The sequence below is a fragment of the Aeromonas sp. S18(2024) genome, assembly GCF_041402525.1.
Lineage (GTDB): Bacteria > Pseudomonadota > Gammaproteobacteria > Enterobacterales > Aeromonadaceae > Aeromonas > Aeromonas enteropelogenes.
In genome coordinates this window covers 139,363-160,399 of record NZ_JBGLQV010000006.1, presented here as the reverse complement: position 1 = coordinate 160,399, position 21,037 = coordinate 139,363, and the positions used below count along the sequence as shown (strand labels likewise).

General features: G+C 61.8%; 22 protein-coding genes. 1 reads left to right on the top strand and 21 read right to left on the bottom strand.

The window, feature by feature from the left end:
- Positions 1 to 89 precede the first annotated feature (89 nt).
- From murC to ACB034_RS12155, 12 genes are all read right to left on the bottom strand, one after another.
- Complete coding sequence (gene murC, locus ACB034_RS12210; RefSeq protein ID WP_371172920.1) at positions 90 to 1,544, bottom strand: UDP-N-acetylmuramate--L-alanine ligase; 1,455 nt, start codon at positions 1,542 to 1,544, stop codon at positions 90 to 92.
- 111 nt (positions 1,545 to 1,655) lie between these two features.
- The gene (gene murG / locus ACB034_RS12205) at positions 1,656 to 2,738 is read right to left on the bottom strand and encodes an undecaprenyldiphospho-muramoylpentapeptide beta-N-acetylglucosaminyltransferase (protein ID WP_371172919.1); all 1,083 of its coding nucleotides are present in this window, start codon (positions 2,736 to 2,738) and stop codon (positions 1,656 to 1,658) included.
- A complete protein-coding gene (ftsW, locus tag ACB034_RS12200) occupies positions 2,738 to 3,919 on the bottom strand; it encodes a cell division protein FtsW (protein WP_042025080.1) in 1,182 nt (393 codons plus the stop codon). Before ftsW ends, murG begins: the two co-directional genes overlap by 1 nt.
- Positions 3,916 to 5,199 (bottom strand): UDP-N-acetylmuramoyl-L-alanine--D-glutamate ligase, encoded by a 1,284-nt coding sequence (murD, locus tag ACB034_RS12195; RefSeq protein WP_371172918.1) that lies wholly within the window; start codon positions 5,197 to 5,199, stop codon positions 3,916 to 3,918. Before murD ends, ftsW begins: the two co-directional genes overlap by 4 nt.
- 4 nt (positions 5,200 to 5,203) lie before the next feature.
- Positions 5,204 to 6,286 (bottom strand): phospho-N-acetylmuramoyl-pentapeptide-transferase, encoded by a 1,083-nt coding sequence (mraY, locus tag ACB034_RS12190; protein ID WP_026456764.1) that lies wholly within the window; start codon positions 6,284 to 6,286, stop codon positions 5,204 to 5,206.
- Positions 6,280 to 7,635: a UDP-N-acetylmuramoyl-tripeptide--D-alanyl-D-alanine ligase gene (gene murF, locus ACB034_RS12185; RefSeq protein ID WP_042070829.1), complete on the bottom strand. Its 1,356-nt coding sequence runs from the start codon at positions 7,633 to 7,635 to the stop codon at positions 6,280 to 6,282. The genes mraY and murF overlap by 7 nt, the downstream gene beginning before the upstream one ends.
- Positions 7,632 to 9,116 (bottom strand): UDP-N-acetylmuramoyl-L-alanyl-D-glutamate--2,6-diaminopimelate ligase, encoded by a 1,485-nt coding sequence (gene murE / locus ACB034_RS12180; RefSeq protein WP_371172917.1) that lies wholly within the window; start codon positions 9,114 to 9,116, stop codon positions 7,632 to 7,634. Before murE ends, murF begins: the two co-directional genes overlap by 4 nt.
- Positions 9,097 to 10,854 carry a penicillin-binding transpeptidase domain-containing protein gene (locus ACB034_RS12175; RefSeq protein ID WP_042025075.1) on the bottom strand — a complete coding sequence of 586 codons (1,758 nt, stop codon included), beginning with the start codon at positions 10,852 to 10,854 and terminating at the stop codon, positions 9,097 to 9,099. Before ACB034_RS12175 ends, murE begins: the two co-directional genes overlap by 20 nt.
- A complete protein-coding gene (ftsL, locus tag ACB034_RS12170) occupies positions 10,851 to 11,165 on the bottom strand; it encodes a cell division protein FtsL (RefSeq protein WP_026458062.1) in 315 nt (104 codons plus the stop codon). The genes ACB034_RS12175 and ftsL overlap by 4 nt, the downstream gene beginning before the upstream one ends.
- A 3-nt stretch (positions 11,166 to 11,168) precedes the next feature.
- Positions 11,169 to 12,107: a 16S rRNA (cytosine(1402)-N(4))-methyltransferase RsmH gene (gene rsmH / locus ACB034_RS12165; protein WP_026458063.1), complete on the bottom strand. Its 939-nt coding sequence runs from the start codon at positions 12,105 to 12,107 to the stop codon at positions 11,169 to 11,171.
- A complete protein-coding gene (gene mraZ, locus ACB034_RS12160) occupies positions 12,108 to 12,566 on the bottom strand; it encodes a division/cell wall cluster transcriptional repressor MraZ (protein WP_201980477.1) in 459 nt (152 codons plus the stop codon).
- Positions 12,567 to 12,803: 237 nt separating this feature from the next.
- Positions 12,804 to 13,100, bottom strand: coding sequence for a hypothetical protein (locus ACB034_RS12155; RefSeq protein WP_026458065.1), 297 nt, complete (start codon positions 13,098 to 13,100; stop codon positions 12,804 to 12,806).
- 255 nt (positions 13,101 to 13,355) lie between these two features.
- Here ACB034_RS12155 and ACB034_RS12150 point away from each other — a divergent pair, with 255 nt between their 5' ends.
- On the top strand, positions 13,356 to 14,204 hold the full coding sequence (locus ACB034_RS12150) for a lytic transglycosylase domain-containing protein (RefSeq protein WP_371172916.1): 849 nt from the start codon (positions 13,356 to 13,358) through the stop codon (positions 14,202 to 14,204).
- Here ACB034_RS12150 and ACB034_RS12145 read toward each other — a convergent pair.
- From ACB034_RS12145 to lafB, 9 genes are all read right to left on the bottom strand, one after another.
- Positions 14,146 to 14,607 carry a hypothetical protein gene (locus tag ACB034_RS12145; protein WP_342013415.1) on the bottom strand — a complete coding sequence of 154 codons (462 nt, stop codon included), beginning with the start codon at positions 14,605 to 14,607 and terminating at the stop codon, positions 14,146 to 14,148. The genes ACB034_RS12150 and ACB034_RS12145 overlap by 59 nt on opposite strands.
- Complete coding sequence (lafU, locus tag ACB034_RS12140) at positions 14,588 to 15,541, bottom strand: lateral flagellar motor protein LafU (protein WP_026456515.1); 954 nt, start codon at positions 15,539 to 15,541, stop codon at positions 14,588 to 14,590. Before lafU ends, ACB034_RS12145 begins: the two co-directional genes overlap by 20 nt.
- Positions 15,541 to 16,398 (bottom strand): lateral flagellar motor stator protein LafT, encoded by an 858-nt coding sequence (gene lafT, locus ACB034_RS12135; protein ID WP_026456514.1) that lies wholly within the window; start codon positions 16,396 to 16,398, stop codon positions 15,541 to 15,543. Before lafT ends, lafU begins: the two co-directional genes overlap by 1 nt.
- A gap of 52 nt (positions 16,399 to 16,450) precedes the next feature.
- Positions 16,451 to 17,140 (bottom strand): lateral flagellar system RNA polymerase sigma factor LafS, encoded by a 690-nt coding sequence (gene lafS / locus ACB034_RS12130; protein WP_371144517.1) that lies wholly within the window; start codon positions 17,138 to 17,140, stop codon positions 16,451 to 16,453.
- Positions 17,141 to 17,167: 27 nt separating this feature from the next.
- On the bottom strand, positions 17,168 to 17,614 hold the full coding sequence (lafF, locus tag ACB034_RS12125; RefSeq protein WP_269469380.1) for a lateral flagellar basal body-associated protein LafF: 447 nt from the start codon (positions 17,612 to 17,614) through the stop codon (positions 17,168 to 17,170).
- A 49-nt stretch (positions 17,615 to 17,663) separates the two neighbouring features.
- Positions 17,664 to 18,782 carry a flagellar hook-length control protein FliK gene (locus tag ACB034_RS12120; protein ID WP_371172915.1) on the bottom strand — a complete coding sequence of 373 codons (1,119 nt, stop codon included), beginning with the start codon at positions 18,780 to 18,782 and terminating at the stop codon, positions 17,664 to 17,666.
- Positions 18,773 to 19,069, bottom strand: coding sequence for a LafX (locus ACB034_RS12115; RefSeq protein WP_124238846.1), 297 nt, complete (start codon positions 19,067 to 19,069; stop codon positions 18,773 to 18,775). Before ACB034_RS12115 ends, ACB034_RS12120 begins: the two co-directional genes overlap by 10 nt.
- 180 nt (positions 19,070 to 19,249) lie before the next feature.
- Entirely contained in the window at positions 19,250 to 19,642 is a 393-nt protein-coding gene (lafC, locus tag ACB034_RS12110; RefSeq protein WP_042025072.1) for a lateral flagellar export chaperone LafC, read from the bottom strand.
- Between the two features lie 42 nt (positions 19,643 to 19,684).
- Entirely contained in the window at positions 19,685 to 20,968 is a 1,284-nt protein-coding gene (lafB, locus tag ACB034_RS12105; protein ID WP_042025070.1) for a lateral flagellar capping protein LafB, read from the bottom strand.
- Positions 20,969 to 21,037 lie beyond the last annotated feature (69 nt).

Below are 21,037 nucleotides of genomic sequence, written 5' to 3'. Positions count from 1 at the left end.
CCCCGTGTAACGCGCTAAACCGGCCTTTTGGCAGACCGGTTCGCCATTATATAGGCCCCGGCTTGGCGGTCAAAATACTCATTGGGCCCTCAAGCACCAGATTTCATGCTCTCTATGCTCAATTTCATCTCACCGAGACGACGTGCTAGGGCACCGACGTTGCCGGCCCCCTGGGTCAGCACCAGATCCCCCTCGCCAACCAGGTCGGCCAGCACCGCCGGCACGTCATCCGGCGTGGCCACAAAGATGGGTTCCAGGTTGCCACGAGAGCGGATGGAGCGGCACAGGGCTCGGCCATCGGCGCCGGGGATCGGCTCCTCGCCGGCAGCATAAACCTCCAGCATCACCAGCACATCGACCTTGGAGAGCACATCGGCAAAGTCTTCGTAGAGATCGCGGGTGCGGGTATAGCGGTGTGGCTGGAACACCATCACCAGTCGCTTCTCGGGCCAGCCGGCACGAGCCGCGTTGATGGTCACCTTCACTTCGCTCGGATGGTGACCGTAATCGTCCACCAGCATCGCCTTGCCACGACCGGTCTCGAATTCGCCATATTGCTGGAAGCGGCGGCCCACCCCCTCGAATTTGGCCAGCGCCCGGATGATGGCCTCGTCGCTCACCCCGTCCTCGGTCGCGACAGCTATCGCCGCCGCCGCGTTCAGGGCGTTGTGGATCCCCGGCAGATTGAGGGTGACTTGCAGTTCGCCCGCCTCTTTGCGACGTACCCGGAAGCAGCTGTGATTGGTGGTCTGGACAAAATCCAGCACCTGGACGTCGGCATCGTCCGACAGACCGTAAGTCAGGGTGGGACGGGCAATCTCCGGCAGCAGGCCGCGGATCACCGGATCATCGATGCAAACCACTGCCAGTCCGTAGAAAGGCAGGTTGTGGAGAAACTCGATGAAGGTGGCCTTCAGCTTGGCGAAGTCGCCGCCGTAGGTGTCCATGTGATCCGCTTCGATGTTGGTCACGATGGATACCATGGGTTGCAGATGCAGGAAGGAGGCGTCGCTCTCGTCCGCTTCGGCGATCAGGTAACGGCTGCTGCCCAGGCGTGCATTGGTGCCGGCGCTGTTGAGCAGGCCGCCGATGACGAAGGTCGGATCCCGGTCCGCCTCGGCATAGATGCTCGCCACCAGGCTGGTGGTGGTGGTCTTGCCGTGGGTACCTGCGATGGCGATGCCATGGCGGAAACGCATCAGCTCGGCCAGCATCTCGGCACGGCGCACTATGGGGATGCGCAGCTCGCGGGCAGCCAGCAGCTCGGGGTTGTCCTGCTTGATGGCGGTGGAGACCACCACCACGCTCGCTCCGGCGACGTGCTCGGCGCTGTGGCCGACGAAGATGTGGGCACCCAGCGACGCCAGTCGCTCGGTCACTGCATTGCGTGCCAGGTCGGAACCCGTGACCTGATACCCCTCATTGGCCAGCACCTCGGCAATCCCCCCCATGCCGGCACCACCGATGCCGATGAAGTGGATGCGACGCACGCGGCGCATTTCGGGGATAACGGTACGCAGTTTTGCCAGTTCAACCTTGGTCATAATCGTCTCTTTATTCTGCCGCAAGCCACTTGCATTCACCGGCAACCCGCCCGGCGGCATCGCTATATTCGGGGATCGCACGGCACGACTCGGTCCGTGCAATCTTGTTCATCACGCTGGCTCGCCCTGTTTGGTGGCGAGCCGTTTGCATTCATCCGCAACCCGCTCTGCCGCATCGGTAATGGCGACGCGACGGGCGGCCTGGGCCATGTTAAACAGGGTTTCCCTGCGCCCGGCCAGCCAGGAGAGGCGCGCAGCCAGCGAGGCCGTGGTCAGCTCGGACTGGGGCAGGAATTCAGCCGCACCGCCGTCGACCAGGGTCAGGGCGTTGCGGGTCTGGTGATCGTCCACCGCATGGGGCAGCGGCACGAAAATGGCGGCTACACCGGCAGCGGCCACTTCGGAGACGGTCAGGGCCCCCGCCCGGCAGACCACCAGGTCGGCCCAGGCATAGGCACCCGCCATGTCCTTGATAAATTCACTCACGTCGGCGGTCAGGCCCTCGTTGGCGTAGGCCGCGCTCACCGCCTCGCCATTGCCCTTGCCACACTGATGGCGCACCGCAATGGGGATACCGGCAGCCGCCACTGCGGCAGGCACTTGCTCGTTCAGCACCCGGGCCCCCAGGCTGCCACCGACCACCAGCAGGTGCAGCGGTTCGCTGTCACTGCGCAGTTCGGGATCCGGCAGCGCCACCACTTCGGGACGCACCGGATTGCCGACCACGGCGGTACGCCGGTTCGGCGCAAAAGCCCCGGGGAAGGCCATCAAAACGCGTCTGGCAATGCGGGCCAGCAGCTTGTTGGTCATGCCGGCGGCGGCGTTCTGCTCGTGTAGCAGCAGCGGGATGCCGGCGAGCCAGGCCGCCACACCACCCGGGCCGGAGGCAAAACCGCCCATGCCGAGCACCACGTCAGGGCGCACCGTCTTGAGCACCCGGCGCGCCTGCAGGATGGATTTGATGATGCGATAGGGCGCCACCAGCAGCCGCTTGATGCCGTTGCCACGCACCCCCTGAATATCGATGAAGGAGATGGGGTAGCCGTGGGCGGGCACCAGCTCGGCCTCCATCCGGTCGGCGGTACCGAGCCAGTGGATGGTCCAGCCCTGTTCCTTCAATCGATCGGCCACGGCCAGACCGGGGAACACATGGCCCCCGGTACCACCTGCCATCACCAACAGCGTCTTGCTCACTAAACCTCCCGCACGCGCGCCTGGGCAGTCGCCTGGCGCAATTCAAAATCGATTCTTATCAGCATGCTCACCGCCACCGTCATGATGATGAGACTGGAGCCGCCGTAACTGACCAGCGGCAGGGTCAACCCCTTGGTCGGCATCATGCCGCTGGCGGCGCCGACGTTGACGAAGGTCTGGAAGCTGAACCAGATACCGATGCCGATGGCCAGATAGCCGTCATAGAGGCGGTCGGCCTGCAGGGCGCGATGACCCAGCTTGAGCGCCTTGACCGCCAGGGCAAAGATGAGGAATAGGGCGCCCAGCACGCCGATATAGCCCAGCTCTTCACCCAGAATCGCAAACACGAAGTCGGTGTGGGCCTCCGGCAGGTACTCCATCTTCTGGATGGAGTTGCCAAGCCCCTCGCCGAACCAGCTGCCACGGCCAAACGCCATCAGGGACTGGGTCAGCTGGTAGCCGCTGCCGAACGGATCGGCCCAGGGATCCATGAAGGAGGTCACCCGGCGCATCCGGTAGGGCTCGACGATGATCAGCAGGATCACGCCCCCCAGACCGCCACCAATCAGGATCATGAACTGCCACAGCTTGGCGCCGGCCAGAAACAGCATGCCGAACGAGGTGACGAACATCACCACGGTGGAGCCCAGATCCGGCTGCAACAGCAACAGGATGGCCAGCACCCCGAACACCGCCAGCGGTTTCAAGAAGCCGAGCCAGGCCTCGCGCACTTCGTTCTGGCGACGCACCAGGTAGCCCGCCAGATAGACGAACAGCGCCAGCTTGCCGAATTCGGCAGGCTGCAGGTTGAACGGTCCGAGCGGTAGCCAGCGCACCGCCCCGTTGACGTTGCGCCCCACCAGCAGCACCAGCACCAGCAACAGGATGGCCAGCAACAGCATGGGGCCGTTGTGCTGTTGCCAGCGCGCCATGGGCACCTGCAACACAAACCAGGAGATACCGAGCGCCATCACCAGGAACATGCCGTGACGCTTGACGAACATGAAGGGATCATCGCCCAGGGCAATCCCCTCCGGGATCGAGGCGGAGGCCACGATCACCACCCCGACCGCCATCAGCGACAGCGCCAGCAGTACCAGCTGCCGATCGTAGAGACCGGCGGGTCGCGCCGGCAACAACCAGCGCTGGAACAGGCCTGCGACTGCGCGAAGGGCGTTCATAGGGCCATCACCATTTCGGTGAAGCGGTCGCCACGCACTTCGAAGGATTTGAACTGATCCAGGCTGGCGCAGGCGGGCGCCAGCAGCACCCAGTCACCGGGCCTGGCATCGGCGGCCGCCTTGGCGACGGCGGCGTCAAGGTCCACCACCCGCTCGGTCTGCTCACCCAGGGCCAGCAGCACCTCGGCATCCTGACCGAAGCAGTACATGTGATCGATCTGGTTGCCGAGCAGCGCCTGGATGGGGCCGAAATCCTGCCCCTTGCCCTGGCCACCGGCCAGCAGCAGCAGACGCCCTTTTACGGATTCGCGCACCCCGGCCACAGCAGCCAGGGTCGCCCCCACGTTGGTGGCCTTGGAGTCGTTGATCCAGCGTACCCCGTTCACCTCGCGCACGAAGCGGGCACGGTGCGGCAAACCTTCGAAGCGGCGCAGCACGGCGAGCTGGGCATCGCGGGGGATGCCGACCGCATCGCACAGGGCCATGGCGGCCAGGGCGTTGGCCTGGTTGTGGGCACCGACGATCTTCATCTCGTCGACCGCCAGCAGGGGCTCACCATGGAGGGTGAGCCACTGACGGCCATCCAGCAGGCAGCGGCCGTAGCCGTTGCAGTCGAGGCCGAAACTCTGCCACACCTGACCCACATCGGGCAGAGTCTGGGCATCGTCACGGTTGACCAGAATGTGTTGGGAGTGCTGATGGATCTCCATCTTGGCGGCGCGATAGTCGGCCATCCCCTGATAGCGATCCATATGATCTTCGGAGAGGTTGAGCACCACGGAGGCCGCGGCGCGCAGGCTGTAGGTGGTCTCCAGCTGGAAGCTGGAGAGCTCCAGTACGCAGAGATCCATCGGCTGCTTGAGCAGCTCCAGCGCCGGGATGCCGATATTGCCGCCCACACCGACCTTGAGCCCGGCCTCGGCGATCATCTCGCCCACCAGGGTAGTCACCGTGCTCTTGCCGTTGGAACCGGTGATGGCGATGACCGGCACTTCGCTGTCGCGCACGAACAGCTCGATGTCGCCGATGATCTGCACGCCGCACTCGGCAGCGGCTTTCAGCTCGGGAGTCGCCAGCGCGATGCCCGGACTCGCCACTATCATGTGCGCCTGCTTGAGCAGCTCTGCATCGAGCCCCTGGACCAGCTCCACCCCGGGTGGCAGCTGATCCTTGCCCGGCGGGTTGGCGCGGGTGTCCATCACCAGCGGCGTGACGCCACGACCGAGGAAGTAATCGATGCAGGAGAGTCCGGTTTTACCCAATCCGATGATGATGACCATGGCCTTATCTCACCTTCAGGGTGGCAAGACCCAGCAGCACCAGCACGAGGGTGATGATCCAGAAGCGCACGATGACGCGCGGCTCCGGCCAGCCCTTCTTCTCGTAGTGGTGATGGATCGGCGCCATGCGGAAGATCCGCACGCCGCGCAGCTTGTAGGAACCGACCTGCAGGATCACAGAGACTGTCTCCATCACGAAGACCCCGCCCATGATCACCAGCAGGAACTCCTGGCGCACCAGCACGGCGATGGTACCGAGCGCGCCGCCCAGTGCCAGGGAGCCCACGTCTCCCATGAACACCTGGGCCGGATAGGTGTTGAACCAGAGAAAGCCCAGACCGGCCCCGACGATGGCGGTACAGACGATCACCAGCTCGGAGGTGTAGGGCACATAGGGGATATGCAGATAGCTGGCGAAGTTGACGTTACCGGTCGCCCAAGCTATTAGGGCAAAGCCCCCCGCCACCATCACGGTCGGCATGATGGCCAGGCCGTCGAGACCGTCGGTCAGGTTGACAGCGTTGGAGGTGCCGACGATGACGAAGTAGGTCAGCAGGATAAACATCAGGCCGAGCTGGGGCATCACATCCTTGAGGAAGGGTACTACCAGCTGAGTCTGGCCATCGTGGGTCGCCGTGGTATAGAGGACGACAGCCACGATCAGCGCGACCGCCGACTGCCAGAAGTACTTCCAGCGGGCGATCAGACCGTCGGTATTCTTGCGCACCACCTTGAGGTAGTCATCGGCAAAGCCGATGGCACCATAGGCTCCCAGCACGAACAGCACCAGCCAGACATAGGGGTTGTCGAGGCGGCACCAGAGCAGCACGGAGGTGAAGATGGCGGCCAGGATCATCAGACCGCCCATGGTGGGGGTGCCACGCTTGCTGAGGTGGGACTCGGGACCGTCGTTGCGGATCACCTGGCCGAATTTCAGGATCTGCAGGCGGCGGATGAGACGCGGCCCCAGCCAGAGCGCGACCCCCAGACCCGTGATGATCGACAGGATGGCGCGAAACGTCAGGTAGGAGAAGACATTGAAGAAGGTGAAGTGCGGGGTGAGCAGTTCCGCCAGCCAGACTAGCATGAGGCTGACTCCTGACGGTCTTTGACCATCTCGACGATATCTTCCATACGGGAGCCGCGGGCCCCCTTGACCAGAATTGAAATTTCCTGCTTTTTATCAATCATTTGCGCAAGCACTTCGAACAACGACGCCTTATTGTCAAAATGTCGGCCAGCCGCGGCATCTGCGGTATGGCGACTATGTTCCCCTACTGTCAGCACGGCATCCAGACCGCACTCGCGGGCATGACGGCCGACCCGGGCATGTTGCTCGGCAGACTCCTCACCCAGTTCCCGCATGTCACCGAACACCAGCACCTTGAAGCCACCCATGGCGGTCAGGGCATCGATGCCCGCCAGCACGGACTCCACGCTGGCGTTATAGGTATCGTCCACCAGGGTGAGGCCACCCCAGCGCAGGGCGCAGAAACGCCCCTTGACCGGCGCCATTTGCTCCAGGCCCGCCTTGACGGAGGCCAGTGATGCACCCAGCGCCAGGCAACCCGCCGCCGCCGCCAGGGCATTGGCCACGTTGTGGCGGCCCGGAATGGCCAGGGTCAGTGCCACTTCACCCTGTGGTGTCACCATCACGAATTCGGCACAGCCCTGCCCGTTGATCAGCAGATCGCGGGCATGGAATGGCTGGCTCTGATCGTCGATGGAGAAGGCACAGGTAATGCCGCGCTCGCGCCACTTGGGCCAGAACTCGTTGTCGGCATTGACGATGGCGGTGCCACCCTCGCCCAGCCCCTCGAAGATCTCGCTCTTGGCGTGAAACACCCCTTCCAGGGAGCCAAAACCCTCCAGATGGGCGGCCGCCACGTTGTTGATGAGGGCGGCGTCGGGTCTGGCAAGGGAGGTGGTCCAGGCGATCTCGCCCGGGTGGTTGGCGCCCAGCTCCATCACCGCGAACTGGTGTTGCGGTTCCAGGCGCAGCAAGGTGAGCGGTACCCCCACCTCGTTGTTGAAGTTGCCGGCGGTGGCCAGCACCTCCCCTTCGTGGCGCAGGATGGCGGTCGCCATCTCCTTCACCGTGGTCTTGCCACAGCTGCCGGTGATGGCCAGCACTTTCGGATTGATGCGCTCGCGCACCAGCTTGCCAAGTAGCCCCAGCCCCTTGAGGCTGTCGGCCACCACCAACTGGGGCACGGCCAGCGGCAGTTCACGCTCGACCAGCAGGGCGGATGCCCCGGCGGCAACGGCCTGCTCGCAAAAATCATGGGCATCGAAACGCTCGCCACGCAGGGCGACAAACAGGGCTCCGCTACCCAGAGTGCGGGTATCGGTACTGACTGCGGTGATCTCACCATCTTCACCAATCAGACGGGCATCGAGCGCCTGCGCCAGGTCGGCAAGCCTGAGGGTCATCATGTGAATGACTCCAATAATGTATGCAAGGCGGCGGCGACGGTTTCCCGGTCGCTGTAGTGCCGCTTGTCGGTTCCAATAATCTGATAATCCTCGTGGCCTTTGCCGGCCACCAGGATGATGTCCTGCTTGCTCGCCTGTCCAAGTGCCAGGTTGATGGCCCTGACCCTGTCGTGTTCCACCGGCACCGTCGCGGGATCGCGAAGACCCGCTACCATGTCGGCCATGATCCGGGCCGGATCCTCGGTGCGGGGATTGTCGTCGGTCAGGATCACCCGATCCGCAAACTGTTCAGCCACGGCGGCCATCATGGGACGCTTGCCGCGATCCCGGTCGCCACCACAGCCCACCAGACACCAGAGCTGGCCCTTGCAGTGCACCCGCAGGGCCTGCAACGCCTTCTCCAGGGCATCCGGGGTGTGGGCATAATCGACCACGGCCAGCGGCGCATCGCCACCGCCGAAACACTCCATGCGGCCAGTCACTGGTTGCAGTTGCGGCGCGGTGGCCAGCAGGGCGTCGAAGTCGTAGCCCAGCACCAGCATGACCCCCATGGCCGCCAGCACATTGCTGACGTTGAAGCGGCCGAGCAAGGGGGCGGATAATACACCATCCCCCCAGCTGGAGTTAATCCGTGCACGGAAACCTTGCTGATGAAAATCGAGTTGCTGCGCCGTTAACTGACGGCCAGGATGGTTCTCAACCGGGCCATGAACACTGAAGGCGACCGCATCCGGGTATTTCGCCAGCCATTGGGCACCCAGTTCATCGTCCCGGTTGATCACCGCATGACGTTCATCCACCAGTTGCAACAGCAGCTCCTTGGCGGCGCCATAGGCCTCCATGGTGCCGTGGTAGTCGAGGTGATCCCGGCTCAGGTTGGTGAACACGGCGGCGGCAAATGGCAGGGCAGCGACCCGGTATTGCACCAGACCGTGGCTGGAGACCTCCATCGCCGCCAGATCCGCCCCCTGCGCCTGCAGGTCAGCGAGATTGGCCTGCACCTGGACGGCGCTGCCTGTGGTGTTTTCTGCCTCAATCAGATCGCCAAACAGGCCGTTACCTATGGTGCCCATCACCCCGGCCTTGCCACCCAGCAGGGTGCGCCAGTTGGCGACCAGCAGCGCGGTCGTGCTCTTGCCGTTGGTGCCGGTGATCCCCACCAGTTGCAGCTTGTTCGCCGGCTGGTCGTAAAAATAACCCGCCAGCTCGGAGAGACGGGCAGGCAGATCCGCCATGCCGATACAGGGGATTGACGTCGCAGGAGCGACGAATTCACCGTCCTCCTCATACACAACAGCGGTCGCTCCCTGAGCCACCGCTTGTTCGATAAACCGTCTGCCGTCGACCTGATGCCCGCGAATGGCGATGAAGAGAGAGCCCGGGCCGAGCCGCCGACTGTCCAGCTGGATGTCGGTCAGGGGAAGCGCCGGCGCCTCGACTCCGAATGGACGCAGCAACAGATCAAGTGCGCGGGACTGCATTGTTAGCCTCCGTACGGGCAAGTTTGGTGGGAACTGATGGCGGTACTGCATCGGGACGAATATTGAAGAGCTGCAGCACCCCTCCCATGGCCTCGGCAAAGGGTGGCGTCGCCACGGCGCCACCATAGTAGGCCTTGCCTTTGGGTTCGTTGATCACCACCACCATGACGAAGCGGGGATCGCTGGCCGGGGCAAACCCGGCAAACCAGGCCATGTAATCCTTGCCGTAGCCGCCAGCCACGGCGACCTTGGCGGTACCACTCTTGCCGCCGACCCGGTAACCCGGGATCTTGGCCTTGGGAATGGCGTTGTCGACCACGTATTCCAGCGCCTGCAGCATGGCGGCAGCGTTGTTGTGATCGATGACCTGCTCACCCTTAGGCGGCTTGGTCACCTTGACGATGGAGATGGGTACCCGCTTGCCCTTGTTGGCCAGGGTGGCATAGGCGGACGCCAGTTGCAGCGGAGTGACCCGCAGACCATAGCCGAACGACAGGGTCGCCCGCTCGATATCGGACCAGCGACGACGCTGGGGCAGCATGCCGCTGCTCTCCCCCATCAGGCCGCTGCCGGTATCCATGCCGAAGCCGAACATGCTGAGGGTGTTGATCATCTCCTGGGCCGGCATCCGCAGGGCGATGCGTGACATGCCGATGTTGGAGGAGTAACGCAGGATGTCGTACAGGTTGGTCGCCTTGTGGATACTCACGTCACGGATTTGCTTGGCCCCGATATAAAGCGGCCCGCCCGGAATGAAATCCTTCCAGCTGGTGACGCCTGCCTGCAAACCGCTCAGCAAGATCAATGGCTTGATAGTGGAGCCCGGCTCGTAGGTATCGGTCACCACCCGGTTGCGCACCCGGAAGCTCTGGTACTGACCGCGGTTGTTGGGGTTGTAGGAGGGGGTGTTGACCATGGCGAGCACCTCGCCGGTCTTGATGTCCAGCATCACCATGGAGCCGGAGGTTGCCTTGTTCTCGTCAGTGGCGCGCTTGAGGGCGCGATAGGCCAGCGCCTGCACCCGCTGATCGATGCTCAGCTGCAGATCGTTGGCGTTCTTGCCCTCCTTGACGATCCCCAGCCGCTCGATGACCCGGCCCTGCCTGTCTTTGCGCACCCGCATCTCGCCCGGGGTGGCGGTCAGCCACTCGTTGTAGCTGCGTTCGATCCCCTCGATGCCGCTGCCGTCGATGTTGGTTACCCCCACCAGATGGGCACTGATCTCGCCGGTCGGGTAGAAACGGCGTGACTCGGGACGCAGGTAGACGCCCCCCAGCTTGAGTCCCTTGATGTACTCGGAGACCGCCGGTGTCACCTGCCGCTGCAGGTAGACGAAACGCTTGTTGGGGTTGGCGATGCGCCGCTTGAGGGTGTTGATGTCGAGCTTGAGCACGGCGGAGAGCGCCAGCCAGGCCCGCTCGTTGTTGATAGCGCCGGACTCGTGCACCGTTTTGGGATCCGCCCAGACCGCCTCGACCGGCACGGAGACTGCCAGCTGTTCACCGTTACGATCGGTGATCATGCCGCGCACCGCCTGGGTGGAGGTGGTACGCAGGGAGCGCATGTCCCCCTCCTGGCGCAGGCGATCCGGATTGATCACCTGGATCCACGCCAGGCGCAGGATCAGGCCGACAAACGCAATGCCGATGAAGACCACTAGTGTGCGAAAGCGCCATGGATAGATGGAGGGCGCCTTGATATTCGCTTTGGCCGATTTGGCTGTCGCCTTGCGTTTCATGGTTGGGTTATTACCTTCTCGGTGGTCACCAGCGGGCGAGCCATCTGCAACTTGTCCATGGCCAGACTCGCCACCCGGGAGTGTTCCGCCAGAGTGCCCTGCTCCAGCAGGAGGTGACGCCACTCGATGTTGAGGCGATCCTCTTCCGCCATCAGATCGTTCTGCTTGGCGGTCAGGCCGCGAGTCATGTTGGTCACCAGGATCACGGCAAAGGCGGTCACCAGCACGGCGACCGACAGAAAAATCTGCAGCTTGTGCCGCCAGAGATCGCTTGCGATCTCCTTGGCCAGATGAACGCGCACCTCACTCATGGTTTAATCCGCCAGGCGCTCGGCCACTCGCAGCACCGAGCTGCGTGACCGGGTGTTTTCAGAGACTTCATGATCGGAAGGCTTGAGCGCCTTGCCAACCGACTTCAACTTGCGGCCACCCGCCAGCTGCGCCTCGGTGAGCGGGATACCGTGCGGCACCTCCGGGCCTTTCTCGTGCTTGCGGATGAAATGCTTGACCAGCCGATCTTCCAGAGAGTGAAAGCTGATCACCGACAGGCGGCCATGAGGTGCCAGCACCTCCAGCGCGCCATTCAGCGCGGTTTCAATCTCGTCCAGCTCGCTGTTGATATAGATGCGAATGGCCTGGAAGCTGCGGGTTGCGGCGTGCTTGCCTTTCTCCTTGCTGGGATTGACCCGGGCAATCATCTCCGCCAGCTGGCGGGTGCGCACATAGGGTTCGGTGACCCGATCGTGCACGATGGCGCGGGCGATCTTCTTGGCAAAGCGCTCCTCGCCGAAGGTCTTCAATACCCAGGCGATGTCATCCACGTCGGCCTTGGCCAACCACTCGGCGGCGCTCTGGCCCGTGGTGGGGTCCATCCGCATGTCGAGGGGGCCGTCTTTCATGAAGCTGAAGCCGCGCTCGGCGTCATCCAGCTGGGGAGAAGAGACGCCCAGGTCAAGCAGGAAGCCGTCGACCTTGCCCAGCAGGCCACGCTCTGTCAAATAGCCGGTGATGCCGGAGAAGGGGCCATGCACGATCTCGAAGCGGGGATCCTGGATCTTGGCCGCTTCGGCGATGGCCTGGGGATCGCGGTCGATGGCGATCAACCGGCCATTGGGGCCCAGATGCTGGAGGATCAGACGGGAATGACCACCACGGCCAAAAGTACCATCGACGTAGACACCGTCCGGCTTGATGGCCAGACCTTCGACGGCTTCGTGCAACAGCACTGTGATGTGTTCAGCGGCTTGGGTCATTTATAAAGAGAAATCCTGTAGTCGTGGCGAGCTTGCCCAATCGTCCTCGGGCAGTCCCAAGATGTCGTCATTGACCTGTTGCTGCCAGCGGGCTTCATCCCACAACTCAAACTTGTTGAGCTGGCCCACCAGCATGATCTTCTTGTCCAGCCCGGCGTGGTTGCGCAACGGCTGGCTGAGCAGCAGACGGCCATTGCCGTCCAGCTCGCATTCGGTGGCATGTCCCAGCAGCAGGCGCTGCAAGCGGCGCTCCTGGGGGTGCATGCTGGAAAGGGTCCTGAGCTTGCGCTCGACCTCTTCCCATTCGGTCAGGGGATAAAGGAGCAGACAGGGGTGGGCAATATCGATGGTGCAGACCAGCTGGCCGTCGCTTTCATCGCGCAGCCAGTCACGAAATTTGGTCGGAATCGCCAATCGCCCTTTGCTGTCCAGGCTGATGGCGTGAGCGCCACGCAACAAATTGAAGTCCCTGAAAGGTAAATGAGTGGCTGGATGCCCCTCTAAAAACCACTTTGATCCACTTTTCCCCACCCTGAAGTTTAAGGACGTGCAGGGGGCTTTTCAAGCAAGGAGATGGGACAGGGGGAACATATTGACGCGGCGTTTCCGTAGTGCCGATTAAATGAGTTGATTTTTCACAAGTTATTTATTTGGAAACCGGTGAAGATTAATTTTTGATAAGGAAGTCGCGACCACTCATGGCGCAATAATGAAGCGGAACAATACGACTGCACACAAAATAATGCTTACGCCTACGACCGGATAAATGATGTAACTATCACTGAAGCGGCGGGCTCGCAGGCACACCAGTTGGCAGAGCAACAAGTTGTACACAATCAGCAGCAGGGTGAGCAGGATATTCACACCCAGAGTCAGTTCACCGGCATGCCAGATGTACAGCCCCATCAATACAAAATTGGCGAGGATCAGGTAGAGCAGGAACTTCTGGATTATTTTCCCCGCTTTGGGTGACTTTTTGACTCGTGCTATCATGTTTTACATCCTTGACTCCACATGACCTAGCGACTAAACCCACCAAAAACTGTTGAGATATATCATGTTTTTTCCATTATGCCTGCATTTCCCCGGCAACAGAAAATGACATTCCCAAGATTGTATCTGGCCCTGGGACTATTTTTATTCTCTTCAGTTTGTCTCGCTTACGATAAATATCACTGGCAAAGCGGCTTTCCTGCCCCGATCCAGGGGGAAGGAGCGACTCTGGTTGCCCAGCAGCACGAATATCTGTTGAAGCAGAAATCCTATTTGCAGCGCCGACTGGCGGACAACCAACCTGTGATCCGCTGGATATCCGAGCAGGTCAAAAACCGCCATCTTCCCCCCTTGCTGGCGTTTGTTCCCCTGATTGAGAGCAGCTATCGCCTCGACGTCGTCTCCGCCGCCGGCGCAGCGGGCCCATGGCAGTTGATGCCGGACACAGCGACCCGTTTTTCCGTGCCCATCACCCGCGAGTTCGATGGCCGCTACTCGCTCCCGCTGGCTACCGAGGCAGCCCTCACTTATCTGGGCTGGCTCTATCGTTTCTTCGGTGAAAACTGGCTGCTGGCGCTGGCGGCCTATAACGCCGGCGAGGGGCGTGTCTTGAAAGCGGTCATGAGGGCAGAGAGCCGCAACGTCTGGGAACTGGACCTGCCGACCGAAACCCGGCTCTATGTGGCGCGGTTCGTCGCGCTCGCCAATCTGCTCGACCGGGCCGAACGTTTCCAGTTGCAACTGCCGCCCTGGCAAGCAGGATCCGATGTGCAGGTATTCCAGAGAGTCGCCAATTGCTCCCTCATGGCGTGGGCTTCGGCAAAAGGCATCTCGATGAACCAGGCACTGCGCTGGAACCCGGCCTGGCAACTGCCAGAGGCCAGCGGCATCGGCAACTGTCCTGTGGTGTATCGCAAGGAAGAGAAAGTCATGGTCGCCGGACAACCAGTCCAGCCACAGGAGAGAAAGGCGGTCTCCCTCGAGAGCCTGCACGATCCCTTGTTGCTGCGGGCTGCCCGGGGATTGGACATGACCCGCAGCGAGATCAGGCTGCTCCCTTCTCCGGATCCGTTGGGGATGGGTCAGACGAGGCCTCTGTTCTGAGCGCCCTGAAGCAATGGCGCCAGTGGCTGAGCAAGGGAGCCAGATCCACCTGTTCGGGCTCGCTCCAGCGAGCGCCATAGAAACGCAGGTAGCGGCCGATGCCCCGGCGATGAGTGATATGGCAGGTCAGGGTCATGGCGGGAGCCAGCTTCAGGGTCACCTGTTCGGGCAACTCGAAGCGGGCCGGCGCAAGAAAGCCGACGCCTCCCGGCCCCAGATCCTTGATCACCGCCCGGCCTATGCTGCGGTCAAACAACAGGCCCGACACCAGCAGACGGGCCGCGATACCGCAGCTCTGTGACTCCAGCGGCGTGGTGCCGTCGTGCAGGTACCAGCGCGGCAGCTTGCGTCTGGGATCATCACTGCTGTTTTGAAACAACAGATCAGTTTCTTGAATTTCCATGGTTAAGGGCATCCTTGGCCTGCTGGGCAGCAGCCTGGGTTTGGGAACTGAACAGTTGTTTCAGGCTGTTTTCCGCCTGGGTCGTCATGATCAGCAATTCGATACGGCGATTCTGGCTGCTGTGGGGATTCGCCCGATCTTCCAGCATGGTATCCGACATGGCGCTTACCTGGCCAACCCGATCGGGTGGCATGCCGCCCGCCTGCAGTACCCGTCTCGCCATCATGGCGCGATCCGACGACAACTCCCAGTTGCTGTAGTTGTCGCCCGCAAAGGGGGTGCTGTCGGTGTGGCCCGAAATCATGATCTTGTTCTCGATGCGCTGGAACACAGGCGCCAGTGCCAGCAGCATGTGGCGGAAGAAGGGGGTGATACGCGCGCTGCCGCGGCTGTACATCTCTCGCTGCTCGTCGTCCCGGATCAGGATCCGCAATCCCTGTGGCACCAGCTGCAGTTCAAGGTTGTTCTTGGCCTGCACCTCATCCGCCAGCGAGCCGATGAAACCGGCCAGCTGTTTCATCTGTGCTTCCCCTTCGATCTTGCCGACCAGCAGGCTCTCGTAGCCGTTCTTGCCTTCATCCGAGAAAATGCTCCTGTTGCCCGAGATATGTCTCGGCATCGGCTGGCCTTCGGTCTGGTATTTGGGCATGACTTCGTCAAGCACGGAGGGATTGCCCCCGAGATCGACCGGATAGGGGCTGTTTCTGATATCGAAGGGATTCGCCTCGCTGTCCATGATGCTGTAGTCACGCAGACGACTGGCCACCACTTCCCGCTCCTCCTGGTTGGAGACGGCGAGGATCCAGAGCACCATGAAGAAGGCCATCATGGCCAGGGTGAAGTCGGCGAAGGCAACCTTCCAGGCGCCCCCGCTCTTGGGACCGGTGTTGCGACGCTGCTGGCGCTTGACAATGATCTGTTCGTGATTGCGCATTACATCGCCCTGTTGGTCACCCAGTCTTCCAGCTCGAGAAAGCTGGGCTTGACCTCAGGCTCCAGGATCTTGCGACCGGAATCCACCGCCAGCAGGGGAGTCTTGCCGCGCAACTGAGCCAGCAGAATGGACTTGATGCACATCAGCAGGCCGATGCGACGCTTGACCATCTCTTCCATGGCGTTGCTGAGGGGTTCGAGCAGGCAGTAACAGAAGAAGATGCCGAGGAAGGTGCCGACCAGCGCGGCAGCCACATGCACGCCTATGTTGCTGAGCGGACCGTCCAGCTGCTGCATGGTGATGATGATCCCCATGACCGCCGCCAGAATACCAAAGCCCGGGCATGCCTCGCCGGTCTTGTGCAGGGCATGGGCCGGCTTGAGCATATCTTCCTCGATGGCCATGATCTCCTGCTCCAGCAGGGTATCGAGCTCGTGAGGAGTGATCTTGCCCATCCCCAGCAGGCGCAGGTTCTCGACGATGAAGCCGAGCAGCTGGGGATCCTCAGAAACCTGGGGATACATCAAAAACACCGAGCTCTGCTGGGGATTCTCAATGTGTTCATCAAGGGCCTTCATCCCCTTGCTACGGGTCTCTTCCAGCAACTGGTGCATCAGGGTCAGCAGCTCGCGGTAGACCTCTTTCTCTTCCTTGTTCGGCTTGAAGCACTGTTTGATCTGCCGCCACATCTCATGCATCACCTCCTTGGAGTTGCCCAGAAACATGGAGCCAGCCGCCGCGCCAATAATGATGATGAGTTCCGAAGGCTGCCACAGCGCGATCGGGTTGCCCCCGGCCATCATGAAGCCTCCCAGCACACATATTAAAGTGACACCGATGCCGATCTGTTTTTGCATGAATGCTCCCGCACAATTGAACGAACCCCACCCGCCAGGGGAAAGAGACTACTTATATGGAGTCGACCAGTCTCTGCTTTAGCTGAAGCACGCATTGCTTGTGCAGCTGACAAACTCTGGATTCCGTGAGCCCGAGCACCAGTGCAATCTCTTTCATGTTCAGTTCGTGCTGGTAGTAGAGGGAGAGCAGCAACTGCTCGCGCTTGTCCAGCGACTTGAGCACCTTGCTGATGGTCATGGCGAGATCCGTGTCATCCGACTCGGCGGCCGGAGCCCGGCCACCGTTTTCGAGCCAGTCCTCGAGGCTCTGCAGAGCCTCCGCCTGACTGGCATAAGCCAGCTGGCGCACCTCGTCGACGGAGCAGTCGAGGGCCTGTGCCAACTCCTGTTCCGTCGGCACGCGCCCCAGGCGGTTGTGCAGCTCCCGCTGCATCTGGTTGTGGCCATGAACCTGCTGGCGCAGCTGGCGAGGGCGCCAGTCAAGTCTGCGCAATTCATCCAGCATGGCGCCACGAATCCGTTTGAACGCATAGCTCTCAAACTGGGCATCCGGCTCACTGCCGTAGCGACGCCAGGCCTCCAGCAGCCCCATCATGCCGACCTGCTCCATGTCTTCCTGGTCGAAGGCGGCCGTCACCTGACTGCGCAGGTGGCTGGCGGCACGCTTAACCAGCGGCAGATAACGGGTGAGGATGGTCTGTTCGCTCGTGGCCGGCGCGCTGGTGCCGAACTCGTGCTGCATATCCCAGGCGGAGTCGATCATGAGGGGTTACTGCACCAGTACCTTGGTGATCAGCACCTCGTCGAGATAGGGCTTGTAGCCATAGCTCTGCAGGGTTGTGACCAGTTTGCCCAGCAGGGAGGTCTGCAAGGCAGTGATATCCTTGAGCTCCTTCTGGACATCGTCATTGGAGCGGTGACTGAAGTACTGCACCATGGCGTTGCGGATAAGCGGGTTGAGCATACGCAACTCCTCCAGCTGGGCGGGATTATGGGTCACCAGCGCCAACTCCAGCACCAGGTAGTGGGACTGGGAATCCCCCTCCAGGCTTATCACGAACCGATCCAGCGGCTTGAACAGCGGCTTTTCGCTCAACTCGGGTTTGGGCTCTTCCAGCCCCAGCCAGACGGCGATCAGATCGCGCTTGAGATAAGCACCATAAGCCAGGGCGGCCAGCAAGACGATCGCCAGCACGACTATCATCAACCACTTCATCACTCGCCGAATCATATCAATCCACTCTCTCTTTGCCTGAAGGCAACGGTTACACCAGGGTATTCAACCAATCGGGACGGCTCTTTCCGCTCTGCTCCAGCTCATCGCGCCACTGCTGGCGTCCGGCCAGGATCTCGTCTCCCTGCCAGCGCTGTTTGGGGTTCTGCTCCCCCCCTTGGCCGACATTGACGTCGACGCCGCCAGAGTGGTGGGGAGCCAGGCTCATGCGCAGCCGCTCCATCGACTGGATCAGGGCATCGCGCACGGCGGGGTTGGTCGCATTGAGCTGTACGTTGAGGCGATCGCCCTCGACCCGCACGGTCAACTCCAGCCGACCCAGTTCGGGAGGATCGAGCCGGATATGCGCCTGCTTGACCTGCTGGTTCACCTGCAGCTCGACCTTGTCATGAAGCAGGCTCATCAGTTGCTGCCCCCACTGGGCCTGATTGTCCGGCAGCTTGACCGGGGCCCACTGGTATTCGGCAGGCTTGCTCGGCGCCAGCTGGCTGGCCGGCAGCACCATGAGTTTCGGATCAAGCGCCACCGGCTCCCGCTCGCCGGTCTGGGGCTGGGGCTGGGCATTGAGCATGGGTTGCAGGGTGCTGATCAGCCTGGCCTGCACTCCTTCCCGTACTGCCCCCTTGGCATCCCCAGCGGCGCGAGCCTGCTCGGCCACGGGGGCTGCAGAGGCATCCTGACCGGGCAAGGCACTCTCCTTGAGCTGGGGAGCAGCATTGCTGAACGCAACGCTCCCCTGTTCAGCCAGCAGGGTGCGCTGCTGCAGGCCACGAAACGAGAGCGGTGGCTGGGTCAGGGCAACCTCTTCCACCATCTGTGCCGGTGGCACGGCTCCCTGGGACGGGATCGGAGACACGGCTCCGCTTGCCGACTGCTGGACACGCTCTTCCAGCAATACGAAGGAGGGCAACATGCGGCTGAATGCCTGCAACTGTTCGCTCGCCCCCTCCAGCTGTTCCCCTTGCACTTCATCGGTCACTGGGGCCTGTACGAAGCCAGTCACCGGCTCCGCCTGCAACTCTTCCTGCGCCAGGGCATCCGCCTGCAGGTAGGAGTCATCCCCCTCCTGCGACGACTGGTTCAGTCTGTGTTTCGCAAATGACTCTCGGGTCGGTGCGAGTTCACCACCCGCCAGCGGGATCATTGCCATTGTTGTACCTCGTCATAGGCTGCCAACCCCTCGCGCTGACCATTGAGCGCCTGCCACGCCCCCTTGAGGCGATCGGTCTCGTGCTGGCAAAGGGTGATGGCACTCTGATAGAGGGCTCTGACCTCTGCTCTCGTGGTGGCCATCGCCGCCCAGCTTTGCGGGTGCTTGTCCGCCATCTGGCTGGCAAAACGGGCCAGCCTGGCATCCGTCTCTTTCAGGACTTCCCATTCCCCTGCCTGCGCCTGCTGCAACAGCAGACGCGCCAGTCCGAGCACTTGCAATGACAACCGCTCCTGTTCCTGAGGGGACAGGGGTCGTGCTGTATCAAGGGACATAAATGGGTACCAAATGGGATTCTTTTGCTGACATGCCCAGAGCTAAGCAAAGAGCACGCCAGAATGATACTGCGCCCCGCATCGCGGCGGAGCGCGAGATCCGGGGAACAGGCGGGAAACTGCACTTCCGCCTTAACGGGGTTGACGGGCCATGACTTCCCATCCGTCCTTCAGCTCGCCCAGAATGCTGCGCACTTCGGCAAAACCGGCCACATTGTTGGACACGCTGATCTCGAACAGCTTCTGTCCGCAATAGTCATAGAGACGATGCAGATTGGCGGCCAGCTCACCCCCCTTCTCCATGTCCAGGGCGCTGTCGAGCCCTCCCAGGATCTGCAGGCACTTGCTGATCGCCTGTCCCTTGCGCTCAAACTGCTTGGCCAGAATATGTCCCTCAGCCCTGGCAATCTCGTCCAGCAGGCCATCCATCAGCATCAGCACCAGCTGGTGCGGATCGGCGCTGGCCGCCTTGGCCTGGGTGGCAGCAAACTGGTAGGCATCATAACCATCTTGAGGTTCAAACATCTCGGACTCGCTCGATTAAGGTTCTGCGACAGAGTGGCGACGTCAGAACGCCCCCATGCTCTGCAGCATCTGGTTCATAGTGGTGAACTGGTTGAGGTAGCGTTTATACGCGGCTTCCATCTTGCGATCCAGCGCAGCCATCCGGTCATTGACCCGTTTTTCATTGGCATCCAGACCGGCGTTGCGCGACTTGAGCACGCCATCACGCTTGACGTAAGGATCGAGATCCGTGCTCATCCGCTTGAGCAGACCATCATCCCCCAGCAGAGCCTTGCCCAGCAGCTCGGGATCCTTCTCCAGCGCCTTGTTGAAGTCGGTCTCGTTGAAGGAGAGTTTGCCGTACCGGTCGGTCTTGATCCCGAGCGAGCCCAGGGTCATGCCGTTGGGCAGATCCCGCACGCTGTTTCCCAGCATGCTCTTGAGGCTGCGGATGCCGCTGTCCGAGGCCAGCGCTCCCGGTGATTTGGGGTCGCTCGAAGTCATCTTGGCCAGCTCGTCCACCAGCTCGTTGTAGCTGTCGACAAACTTCTTGAGTGAACCGGTGACCGCCTCCTTGTCCTGGGCGACTACCACCTGCAGCGGCGCCTCCCCCGGCTTTTGCGCCTTGGTCAGCTCCAGGGTCAGGCCGTCGATGACGTTCTCCACCTTGTTGCTGGCGGAGACTATGGTCAGCGGGTTGTCCCCCCCCATCTGCAGCTTGGCATCCTGCGCCTTGGTGATGTCTCGCTTGCCGGCCAGGGCCGTGCCCAGCATGTCGCCCGCATCGCCGGAATAGTTGATGGCGATAGCGTTTTCGGTACCGGTTTCGGTGCTGGTCAATACCAGGTTGACCTTGCCATCGGAGCGTACCAGGGTGGCCTTGACCCCGGGATTGTCCTTGGCGTCATTGATCTCGGATACCAGGTCCTTGACGGTGGAACCGGCGGGCAGGCTGGCCAGATCGATCTCCAGCTTCTTGCCCTTCACCTCCAGCGAGAGGGTGCCGGTGGCGGGCAGCTGGGCACTCTCGCTATCCAGGGAGAGGCCGACCTGATGGGCCTGGGCAAGCTGTTCGACGAAGAGGTTGTACTGGCCTGAGCTGGCGGTGCCATCGCTGGTCACCTTCATGAACCCTTCTTGCGAGACCGTCCCCTTCTGGGCCTGCAGGTTGGAGGCCTTGTTGAGATCCTTGAGCATGGTCTGGAAGCTGGAGAGCTTGGTGTGCAGGGCTGTGAGCGCCTTGCGCTGACCCGTGATGCTGTCCATCTGCTTTTTCAGCAGCTTGTCCATGTTCTGCCGCTCAAGGGCGACCAGTTGCATCGCCGTGCCGGCGGGATCGATCTGCATTCTTCATACCCTTCTTGAAAGCTTGATGGCATGTCTGTGGCAAAAGGCCGGTTTCCCCTTTGCCCCAGA

Coding starts and splice junctions, on each gene's coding strand:
- murC (WP_371172920.1), bottom strand. CDS start 1,544: ATGACCAAGGTTGAACTGGCAAAACTGCGTACCGTTATCCCCGAAATG.
- ftsW (WP_042025080.1), bottom strand. CDS start 3,919: ATGAACGCCCTTCGCGCAGTCGCAGGCCTGTTCCAGCGCTGGTTGTTG.
- murD (WP_371172918.1), bottom strand. CDS start 5,199: ATGGTCATCATCATCGGATTGGGTAAAACCGGACTCTCCTGCATCGAT.
- mraY (WP_026456764.1), bottom strand. CDS start 6,286: ATGCTAGTCTGGCTGGCGGAACTGCTCACCCCGCACTTCACCTTCTTC.
- murF (WP_042070829.1), bottom strand. CDS start 7,635: ATGATGACCCTCAGGCTTGCCGACCTGGCGCAGGCGCTCGATGCCCGT.
- murE (WP_371172917.1), bottom strand. CDS start 9,116: ATGCAGTCCCGCGCACTTGATCTGTTGCTGCGTCCATTCGGAGTCGAG.
- ACB034_RS12175 (WP_042025075.1), bottom strand. CDS start 10,854: ATGAAACGCAAGGCGACAGCCAAATCGGCCAAAGCGAATATCAAGGCG.
- ftsL (WP_026458062.1), bottom strand. CDS start 11,165: ATGAGTGAGGTGCGCGTTCATCTGGCCAAGGAGATCGCAAGCGATCTC.
- rsmH (WP_026458063.1), bottom strand. CDS start 12,107: ATGACCCAAGCCGCTGAACACATCACAGTGCTGTTGCACGAAGCCGTC.
- ACB034_RS12155 (WP_026458065.1), bottom strand. CDS start 13,100: ATGATAGCACGAGTCAAAAAGTCACCCAAAGCGGGGAAAATAATCCAG.
- ACB034_RS12145 (WP_342013415.1), bottom strand. CDS start 14,607: ATGGAAATTCAAGAAACTGATCTGTTGTTTCAAAACAGCAGTGATGAT.
- lafU (WP_026456515.1), bottom strand. CDS start 15,541: ATGCGCAATCACGAACAGATCATTGTCAAGCGCCAGCAGCGTCGCAAC.
- lafT (WP_026456514.1), bottom strand. CDS start 16,398: ATGCAAAAACAGATCGGCATCGGTGTCACTTTAATATGTGTGCTGGGA.
- lafS (WP_371144517.1), bottom strand. CDS start 17,140: ATGCAGCACGAGTTCGGCACCAGCGCGCCGGCCACGAGCGAACAGACC.
- lafF (WP_269469380.1), bottom strand. CDS start 17,614: ATGAAGTGGTTGATGATAGTCGTGCTGGCGATCGTCTTGCTGGCCGCC.
- ACB034_RS12120 (WP_371172915.1), bottom strand. CDS start 18,782: ATGGCAATGATCCCGCTGGCGGGTGGTGAACTCGCACCGACCCGAGAG.
- lafC (WP_042025072.1), bottom strand. CDS start 19,642: ATGTTTGAACCTCAAGATGGTTATGATGCCTACCAGTTTGCTGCCACC.
- lafB (WP_042025070.1), bottom strand. CDS start 20,968: ATGCAGATCGATCCCGCCGGCACGGCGATGCAACTGGTCGCCCTTGAG.